7 protein-coding genes are annotated in these 9,690 nt (G+C 72.8%); 5 read left to right on the top strand and 2 right to left on the bottom strand.

From position 1 onward, the window contains the following. Positions 1-42: 42 nt before the first annotated feature. Positions 43-636: a flavoprotein gene (locus IE311_RS17315; RefSeq protein ID WP_189832580.1), complete on the bottom strand. Its 594-nt coding sequence runs from the start codon at positions 634-636 to the stop codon at positions 43-45. A 234-nt stretch (positions 637-870) separates the two neighbouring features. Here IE311_RS17315 and IE311_RS17310 point away from each other — a divergent pair, with 234 nt between their 5' ends. From IE311_RS17310 to IE311_RS17290, 5 genes are all read left to right on the top strand, one after another. Beyond that, the gene (locus IE311_RS17310; RefSeq protein WP_189832579.1) at positions 871-4,158 is read left to right on the top strand and encodes a non-ribosomal peptide synthetase; all 3,288 of its coding nucleotides are present in this window, start codon (positions 871-873) and stop codon (positions 4,156-4,158) included. Beyond that, on the top strand, positions 4,155-5,894 hold the full coding sequence (locus tag IE311_RS17305; protein ID WP_189832578.1) for a GMC family oxidoreductase: 1,740 nt from the start codon (positions 4,155-4,157) through the stop codon (positions 5,892-5,894). Before IE311_RS17310 ends, IE311_RS17305 begins: the two co-directional genes overlap by 4 nt. Continuing rightward, entirely contained in the window at positions 5,891-6,646 is a 756-nt protein-coding gene (locus IE311_RS17300) for a thioesterase II family protein (protein WP_229901970.1), read from the top strand. Before IE311_RS17305 ends, IE311_RS17300 begins: the two co-directional genes overlap by 4 nt. A 3-nt stretch (positions 6,647-6,649) precedes the next feature. Then, positions 6,650-7,813 (top strand): acyl-CoA dehydrogenase family protein, encoded by a 1,164-nt coding sequence (locus IE311_RS17295; RefSeq protein WP_189832577.1) that lies wholly within the window; start codon positions 6,650-6,652, stop codon positions 7,811-7,813. Positions 7,814-7,956: 143 nt separating this feature from the next. Further along, positions 7,957-8,559 carry a helix-turn-helix domain-containing protein gene (locus IE311_RS17290; RefSeq protein WP_189832576.1) on the top strand — a complete coding sequence of 201 codons (603 nt, stop codon included), beginning with the start codon at positions 7,957-7,959 and terminating at the stop codon, positions 8,557-8,559. A 61-nt stretch (positions 8,560-8,620) separates the two neighbouring features. On the opposite strand, the gene IE311_RS17285 is transcribed toward IE311_RS17290, so the two are convergent. Further along, a complete protein-coding gene (locus IE311_RS17285) occupies positions 8,621-9,619 on the bottom strand; it encodes an NAD(P)/FAD-dependent oxidoreductase (protein WP_189832575.1) in 999 nt (332 codons plus the stop codon). Positions 9,620-9,690: the final 71 nt, after the last annotated feature.

Here is a 9,690-nt window from a genome sequence, read left to right as displayed (position 1 = left end):
GGGCCCCGCCGGATCCGGCGGGGCCCCGACGCGTGCGTGGACTCAGGACGAGGGCAGCTGCTTGGCCAGGAGGTCCTCGATCACCGCGGCCACCGTCTCCGGCCCCGGCAGGGCCGGATGGCGGCTGGCCGTTCCCGTGGTCGGGTCGAAACCGTCGTGCCACTCGGGCTCGTTGACCAGCCCGCCGTCCTCGCGGATCCGCGCGATGTTCCGCTGCACGGCCGGCTTGTGCCACATCCTCGCGCCCATCACCGGGAAGTACACCACCGGAAAGTCCACCGAGAGCGCGACCGTGAGCAGCCGGTTCGGCGCGGCGCCCGCGGCGGCCGAGGCGAGTGTGTGGGCGGTGGCCGGCAGCACGGCGAGGATGTCGTGGTCACCGGCGAGCCGGGAGGGCTTGTCGGTCGGCCAGTCCGCCGGGGACTCCCCGCTCACCACCCGCTCGGCGAAGAGCGCGAGGCTCTCCGGGGAAATGAACGAGGTCGCCGTGTGGGTCAGCAGAACGGTGAACGTACTGCCCTCGATCCGCCGGCGCATCGCCTGGACATACGCCGGAAGTCCGGCCGCCGCGATGGATCCGGTGGCGCCGACGAGTATGCGTTTCCCGGTCGTCCCCGGGGAGCTTCGAATTCCCATGCGTCGATGATGTCGCCGCCGTCCCGCCGCCGGTCAATGGCACCGACGCGCAGGCCAGAGCGGGTCCAGCGGGAGTCCGGCCGGGGTCCGGCGGCGGTCCCGAGGCACCGAAATCCTTCGGTCGTCCCTACGGTCCCACCGTATTGAGACCGTTTGCCCCCACTGCCTAACGTCACTTCTCGCAAGGGAATTCGAAAGCCCGTCAGGGCATCCGAAGAAAAGGGACGGACGTCGATGGAGGATCTTTTCGCAAGGCTGCGCGGCGGTGTCGGCCACCCCCGTCTGGACGAGGACCGGCTCCTCGAGCTCAAGCCGCAGCCCGAGCACCGGCACGACCCCTTTCCGCTGACCGACATCCAGCAGGCGTATCTGATCGGCCGGCTGGGGGGCCTGGAGCTGGGCGGCATCTCCAGCCAGTACTACCTGGAGTTCGACTGTCCCGCCCTCGACCCGGACCGGCTGACCGAGGCCCTGCGCGCCGTGATCGCCCGCCACGAGGCGCTGCGGACGGTGGCCGGGACCGATCAGGCCCAGCGTGTCCTCGCCGTGGCAGAGCTCGACCCGTACGTCATCCGCGGCACGGACCTGCGCGGCCTGCCCGCGTCGGAGCGGACGGCGGAACTGGAGCGGATCCGCCGCGAACTGACCGAGCAGGTGCTGCCGTTGGACCGGGCCCCGCTCCTCGACATCAGGACGACCCGGCTCGACGACGACCGGCTGCGCCTCCATGTCGCCGTGGACCTGCTGTTCCTGGACATGCGCGGGCTCTACCGGTTCATGGACGAATGGCGCCGATGTTACGACGAGCCGGAGTGGCGGCCCGAGCCGCCGGAGCTGTCGTTCCGCGACTACGTCCTCGCCCGCGAGGAGCTGCGCGAGGACGCCCTCGGCCGGGAGGCCGCCGCCTACTGGGCGGACCGCCTCGACACCCTGCCGGGCGCACCCGAACTTCCGCTGGCCACCGCGCCCGAACAGCTCGGCACCCCGCGCTTCGTACGGCACCGGGCGCAGCTCGCCCCCGCGCGCTGGGGAGCGCTGCGGGCAGCGGCCGTACGGCACGGGCTGACCGCGTCGGGCGTGCTGCTCGCCGCCTACGCGGAGGTCCTGCGCACCTGGTCGCGGCGGCAGGAGTTCACCCTCACCGTCACCCAGTTCCATCGCCTGGGCCTGCACCCGCGGGTCGAGGAGATCATCGGCAACTTCCTCGACCCGAGCCTGCTCGCCGTCGGCGGCCACCCCGAGGAAAGCTTCCTCCAGCGGGCCCGTGCGCTGGAGCAGCGCCTCCTGGAGGATCTGTCGCACTCCACCCACGGCGGTATCCGGGTGCTGCGCGACCTGGCCCGCCGCCGGGACGACGGCCGGGCCTCGATGCCCGTGGTCTTCTCCAGCACGCTCGGCGCGGGAGCGGGCAGGAGCGGTGCGCCCGGTGCCGGACGGCTGGAGTCCTTCGGGCCGCTCGTCCACGACCACAGCCGTACACCGCAGGTGTGGCTGGAGAACCAGATCCTGGAACTCGACGGCCGGCTCTCGGTCAACTGGAACGCCGTCGAGGGGCTGTTCCCCGAGGACACCCTGGAGGAGATGTTCGCGGCGTACACGACGCTGCTCGACCGTCTCGTCGACGAGCCGGAGCTCTGGGAAGCCACCCGCGGCATCGTGCCGCTGCCGGCCGCGCAGGCCGAGGAGCGCGCCCGGGCCAATGCCACCGCCCAGGACATCCCGCCCGCCCTGCTGCACGAACTGGTCGCCGAGGCGGCCCGGCGCGCCCCCGACGCGCCCGCGGTGATCACGCCCGGCCGGGAGACCACGTACCGCCTGCTGACCGAGAGCGCCCACCGGATCGCCCATCGGCTGCTCCGCTCCCCCGGGGCGGGCCCGAACGAGATCGTCGCCGTGTCGATGCGGCCCGGCGCCGACCAGTTCGCCGCGCTGCTCGGTGTGCTGCACACCGGCGCCGCGTACGTCGCCATCGACCCCGAACTGCCCGAGGAGCGGCGCCTGAAGCTGCTCGCCCGCTGTTCGGTGCGTGCGGTGGTGACCGATCCGGAGCTGCGGGACTCGTTGCGCTGGCCCCCCAACGTGACCGTGACGACCCCGGAGGACGAGGAGACCCTGGCCTGCCCGGCCGAGGCGCCCGAGCGCCGCCAGGGCCACGACGACCTGGCGTACGTCATCTTCACATCGGGGTCGACCGGCGAGCCCAAGGGTGTGATGATCACCCACCGCAGCGCCGCCAACACCGTCCAGGACATCAACCGGCGCTTCGACGTCGGCCCGGACGACCGGACCCTGGCACTCGCCCCCGCGGGCTTCGACCTGTCCGTGTACGACCTGTTCGGCGTCCTCGGCGCCGGCGGGACCGTCGTCGTCCCCGACCCCGCGCGCGGCAACGACCTCGCCCACTGGTCCCAGCTCGTCGGCCGCTACGGCGTGACCATCTGGAACAGCGTGCCCGCGCCCATGCGGATGTGGATCGACTCACTGGGCGACGGAAACGTGCCGCGCGGCTGCCGGCTCCGCCTCGCCCTGCTCAGCGGCGACTGGATTCCCGTCGACCTGCCGAACCGGATCCGCGAGAAGCTTCCCGCGATGCGGGTGATCAGCCTCGGCGGCGCGACGGAGGGCTCCATCTGGTCGATCCACCACCCCGTCGAGAGCGTCCGGCCCGAGTGGTCGAGCATCCCGTACGGCAAACCCCTCGCCAACCAGACCATGCACGTCCTCAACCAGTGGCAGGAGCCGTCGCCCGTCGGGGTCACCGGCGAGATCCACATCGGCGGCACCGGCGTGGCCCAGGGCTACCTCGGCGACCCCGAGCGCACCGCCGAACGCTTCCCGGTCCACCCCGTCACCGGAGAGCGGATCTACCGGACCGGCGACCTCGGCCGCTATTTGCCCGGGGGTGACATCGAGATCCTCGGCCGTGAGGACTTCCAGGTGAAGATCAACGGCTACCGCGTCGAACTCGGCGAGATCGAGGCCGCGCTGCTGCGCCGGCCCGAGGTGCGCACCGCCCTCGTCACCGCGCCCGCCCACGCCCGCACCGGGCAGCGGCAGATCGCCGCGTACGTGGTGCCCGAGGCCGGAGCCGTGCCGGACCCGGCCGAGCTGCGCGAGGCGCTCACGGCCCTGCTGCCCGGCTACATGGTGCCCAGCCGTTTCCTCACCCTCGACGCCCTGCCGATCACCACCAACGGGAAGATCGACCACAAGGCGCTGCCGACGCCGTGGAACGACGACACCGAGACGGCCACCGCGCGGGTCGCGCCGCGCGGCCGGGTCGAGGAGCGGCTCTTCGCCCTCTGGTCCCAGCAGCTCGGCCACGGCGACTTCGGCGTCGAGGAGGGCTTCTTCGACATCGGCGGCGACTCGCTGCACGCGGTGGGCCTGCTCGCGGTGCTGCGCACCGAGTTCGGCATCGAGGCGGACATGGAGCAGGAGATGGTCGAGGGCCTCTTCATGAACGCGTCGATCTCCTCCTTCGCCGAACTGATCGTCTCCGCCGAGGAGTCCGCGGCGTGACCACGACACCTTCCCCTTCCCCGGACACGCCTTCGTCCCCCACTCCCGCGTCCTCCGCCGGCACGTCCCCGGCCCGCACGCCCGCGTCCTCCTCCCGCACGCCCGCGCCTTCCTCCCGCGCGTCCGCGTCGGACGTCGCCGAGTGGGACCACGTCGTCGTCGGCGGCGGGTCCGCGGGGGCCCTCGTCGCCGCCCGGCTCGCCGCCCGCGGCACCGGCACGGTGCTGCTCCTGGAGGCCGGCCCCGACCAGCCGCGCCCCCGCGACCGCTCCCACCCGCTGGCCGACGCCGGCCGGCTCGTGCTCGCCGGCTTCAACTGGGACTACCGGGCCAACCTCCGCACCAGCGGCCGCCTGGAGGACCTGATCAAGGGCGGTGACGGCACCGGAACCCCGGCCCGCGCCCTGTGGGAACGCTTCCCGTACCAGCTCGGCAAGGTCATCGGCGGCGGCTCCGCCGTCAACGGAGCCATCGCCCTGCGCGGGCTGCCCCGTGACTTCGCCACCTGGGCGGCCCAGGGCAATCCCGACTGGTCCTGGGAGCGGGTCCTGCCGTTCTACCGGGCCATCGAGAACGACGCCGACTTCCCCGGGCGGCTGCACGGCGACAGCGGACCGCTGCCCATCAGGCGTACCCCGCGCGCGGACGTGCACCAGCTGGACGCCGCGTTCTGGGAGGAGTGCAACCGGCAGGGCGTCGGGGACCTCCCCGATCTCAACGCCGGGGACGAGGCCGGCGTCGGCCCGATCCCGGGCAACACGGTCGACGGCGAACGGATCGACGCCGGCACCGCCTTCCTCGCCGGCTCCCGCGAGCTGCCCCACCTCCATGTGCGTCCCGGCGTCCGGGTCACCCGGGTGCTGTTCGACCCGAAGCACCGGAACCGGGCCGTCGGCGTGGAGACCGAACGGGACGGCCGGCTCGACACCGTCCGCGCCCGGAACGTGATCCTCACCGCCGGGGCCGTCGGCACCCCCCTCGTCCTCCAGCGCTCCGGCGTCGGCGACCCCGCCCTGCTGGCCGCCCTCGGCATCGACCCGGTGGCCGACCTGCCCGGCGTGGGCCGCGACCTGGTGGACCACCCGTCCGTCGTCATCTGGTCCCGGCCCGCCGACGGCGTCTGCACGGCGGGGCTGCCCTGGCGCCAGGTCGCCGCCCGGATGAGCAGCGGCTTCGACGAGGACGTCGACATCCAGATGGGGCTCCTCAACAACGTCGAGAGCCACACCATCCCCGGTTTCGTCGACCGCCTCGGCTGGCCCCTGGTCGTCGGTCTCTCCGTGATGCTGATGCGCCCCCGCTCCCGCGGCCGGGTCTTCCTCACCGACGCCGACCCGACCGCCGCGCCGGCCATCGAGATCGGCCTCGGCACCGACCCCGAGGACATCGAGAGGCTCTGCCACGGCGTCCGCAGGGCCTGGAGCTTCCTGCGCTCCCCGGGACTCTCCGACCGGCTGCCCCGCACCCAGTTCTGGAGCGACCGGATGATCGCCAACGACGGCGTGGTGCGCAGCGGGGTCCGGCACATCATGAACCCCGGCTGGCACGCCTCCGGTTCGTGCCGGATGGGCCCGGACACCGATCCGTACGCCGTCGCCGACCAGGAGGGCCGGGTGTACGGCACCGAGAACCTGCGGATCGCCGACGCGTCGCTGTTCCCCGCCATCCCCAGCGCACCGACCAATCTGACCACCCTGATGCTGGCCGAGAAGCTGGCCCGGAGCATGGAGGAATGACCGTGCACCCTGTCACCGGCCCTCCGGTGCGGCTCTACTGTTTCCCGCACGCCGGGGCGACCTCGCAGGTCTACCGCGGCTGGCAGCCGCTCGGCGAACCGAAGCTGCGGATCCGGGGCGTGGACGCACCGGGCCGCGGCGCGCGCCGCCGGGAGCGCAAGGCCGTCGGCTACCACGGACTCGTACGGGCCATGGCCGAGGAGGTGATGGCGGACCTGCTCACCGAGCGCGAACGCTCCCCGGGGCTGCGCTGGGCGACGTTCGGGCACAGCTTCGGCGCCACGATGAGCCTCGCCGTGGCCGCCCACGTCGCCCGGCAGACCGGCCTCGCGCCGGTGCGGGCGGTGCTGTCCGGCGCGGTGCCGCCGGCGCTCCAGCGCCCCGGTGCGCTGCTGGCCGCCGTCCCGGACGAGGAACTCCTCGCCCGTACGGCGGCCGACGGCGGGACCCCCGCCGCGGTCCTGGCGGAACCGACGATGAGCCGGATCCTGCTGCGGATGCTCCGCGAGGACGACTGCGTACGGGCCGAGTTCGCCCGGGAGGCCTCGGCGCTTCGGGTGGACTTCCCGCTCACCCTGATCGCCGCCCGCGAGGACGTGCACGCCCCGCCGGAGAAGGTCTGGCCGTGGTCCGGGCACAGCTCCGCCCCGGTCCGCCGGGTGGAGATCGACGGCGGCCACTTCGCCGCCGTCCAGCGTCCCGAGGGGACGCTGACGATCATCGGCGACGACACCGGACCCGGGGAGGGGTGAGTCGTGGCACCGAACAGAGGCAGCCGCCCGGCGCCGCGGTACGGGCCGGAGCACGAGCAGTTCCGGGACACCTGCCGGGAGTTCCTGACCCGGGAGGTCCTGCCGCATCACGCCCGCTGGGAGCGGGACGGCATCGTCGACCGCGAGGTGTGGCGCGCGGCCGGACGGGCCGGACTCCTCGGCATCGGCGTCGACCCCGCGTACGGAGGGGGCGGGGAGCCCGACTACCGCTATCCGGCGGTGTTCTCGCAGGAGATCATGTGGGCGCGGGCCACCGCACCCGGCTTCGTGGCGCACAACGACGTCATCGCCACGTACCTCGCCGAGCGGACCACCGAGGAGCAGCGCAAACGCTGGCTGCCCGGACTGTGCGCGGGCGAGCTGGTCGCGGCCATCGCGATGAGCGAGCCCGACGCGGGCTCCAACGTCGCCGACATCCGTACCACCGCCCTGCGTGACGGGGACTCCTACGTCCTCAACGGGCAGAAGACCTTCATCACCAACGGCGAGAACGCCGACGTCGTCGTGGTCGCCGTCAAGACCGCCCCCGAGCGCGGCGCCCAGGGGATCAGTCTCCTCGTGGTGGAGCGCGGCACACCCGGCTTCACCCGGGGCCGGCGCATGGAGAAGCTGGGCTGGCACGCCAGCGACACCTGCGAGCTGTTCTTCGACGACTGCCGGGTGCCGGCCGAGAACCTGCTCGGCAAGGAGAACGCCGGGCTGGCCTACATGATGGCCGGCATGCCCCGGGAGCGGCTCAGCATCGCGACCGTGGCGGTGGGCGCGGCGGAGCGGATGCTCGCCGACACCCTGGAGTACGCGCGGACCCGCGAGGCCTTCGGGCAGTCCATCGGCAGCTTCCAGCACAACCGGTTCCAACTCGCCACCATGGACACGGAACTGACCGTCGCCCGGGTGTTCCTCGACCACTGCGTCGCCGAACTCAACGCGGGCCGCCTGTCGGTGACCGACGCCGCGAAGGTGAAGTGGTGGACGACGGAGCTCCAGGTGGACATCGCCAACCGCTGCCTCCAGATCCACGGCGGCTTCGGCTATCTCAAGGAGAGCGCGATCTCCCGCGAGTGGGTCAACAGCCGGGTGCAGACCATCTACGGCGGGACGACGGAGGTGATGAAGGAGCTGATCGGCCGTTCGCTGGGCCTCTGACGTCCGCCGTGTGCCCCGCCCCGCCCCGACGTGTGCGGGGGCGGGGCGCACGCGTCTGCGCGCAGCTGCGGGGGCGCGCGCCGCGGCGTCCGAAAACAGCACCTCTCTTTGCGGATTCCGGAACGGATGGATCTAATGACGGCGTGGATCAGCCCTCGTCCATCGCCCAGGCCCTGTCCGCCGTCGGTCCCCGACTCAAGCGACTGCGCACCGCACGCGGTGTCACCCTCGCCGCCCTGTCCGAGGTCACCGGCATCTCCAAGAGCACGCTCTCGCGTCTGGAGGCCGGCCAGCGCCGCCCCAGTCTGGAACTGCTGCTGCCCATCGCCCAGGCCCACCAGGTCCCGATCGACGAACTGGTCGGCGCCCCCGACGTGGGCGACCCGAGGGTCCGGCTCAAGCCGCACGCGGTGAACGGCAACACGGTGCTGCCGCTGACCCGGCAGCCAGGCCCGCTGCAGAGCTACAAGATGGTGCTGCCGGCGAGCCGCGACACCCCGGAGCTGTGCACCCACGAGGGATACGAGTGGCTGTACGTGCTCTCCGGGCGGCTCCGGATCGTGCTCGCCGACCACGACATCGTCCTCGACCCGGGTGAGGTGGCCGAGTTCGACACCCGGCTGCCGCACTGGTTCGGCAGCACCGGGCAGGGTCCGGTCGAGGTGCTCAGCCTCTTCGGGCGCCAGGGCGAGCGGATGCACGTCCGCGCCCGGCCGACACGCCGAACGCCCGCCTCCGACGACTGAGTCGGAGACGGGCGGGGAACGGAGGCGGCGCGGGGGGACGGACGCCGGGGGAAGCGGGAGATCAGAGCGCGGACACCGGCTCCCCCGCGTCGGAGACTCGGCCCGCGGCGGCCCGGTGCGCGGCGAGATCGCGCTCGATCTCCTCGTCCACCAGGTCGTGGTTGAGCGCGAACGCGGCCGCCGCCCCCATGCCCGCCGCCGTGACGGCCTGGGCGCGCGGGTCCACCACATTGCCGACGGCCCAGAGACCGGGTCGGCTGGTGCGCCCGGCGCCGTCGGTGACCAGCCAGCCCTGCTCGTCGCGGGCACAGCCGAGGCCGTCGAAGGCCGAGTCGTTCGGGGTCATCTTCGGGAACAGGAACACGCCCGCGCACGCCACCGTGCGCCCGTCGACGAACTCCACCCCGTGCAGCCGCCCGTCCTTGCTCAGCAGCGACGACACCCGCCCGTCGACCACCTCGACACCGCGCGCGTCCATGCGCTCGCGCTCCTCGTCGGTGAGCGGCCGGTCGTGCGTCGCGTACACGACGTCGTGCGACCACTGCCGCAGCAGCAGCGCCTGGCCGGCGGAGGCCGGGTGCACGCCGAGGACGACGATCTTCTCGTCGCGTACCTCATAGCCGTGGCAGTAGGGGCAGAAGTGCACGTCCTCGCCCCACATCGCCCGCACACCGGGGATCTCGGGCAGGTCGTCGCGCAGCCCCGTGGCCAGCACGACGTGCCGCGCGTCGAGCGACGCGCCACCGTCGAGCAGCACCACGTAGCCGCCCTCGTCGCGGGGCTGCACCTGATCCACCCGCCCCTCGATCCGGATGGCTCCGTAGCGCGCGATCTCCGCGCGTCCGGTCTCCAGCACGGTCAGCGGTGACACACCGTCACGCGAGAGGAAGCTGTGCATATGGGCCGAGGGAGCGTTACGGGGCTCCCCGGCGTCGACGACGGCGACAGTGCGCCGCGCCCGCGCGAGCACGAGCGCGGCGTTGAGCCCACCCGCCCCGCCGCCTATCACGATCACGTCGTACGAGATTCGGGCAGTGTCTTCCTTGTGGGCGCCGGTCATGGCGATCACCTCCACCGCCAGAGTGCGGCCCACCCGAAACCCGAACAATCTTTGTTGCCGTTTCCGGGAAG

Origin of the sequence: Streptomyces zaomyceticus (assembly GCF_014656215.1) — a bacterium.
Taxonomy (GTDB): Bacteria; Actinomycetota; Actinomycetes; order Streptomycetales; family Streptomycetaceae; genus Streptomyces; species Streptomyces zaomyceticus.
The sequence above is the reverse complement of the archived record's forward strand: the minus strand, read 5'-3'. Positions and strand labels throughout refer to the sequence as shown.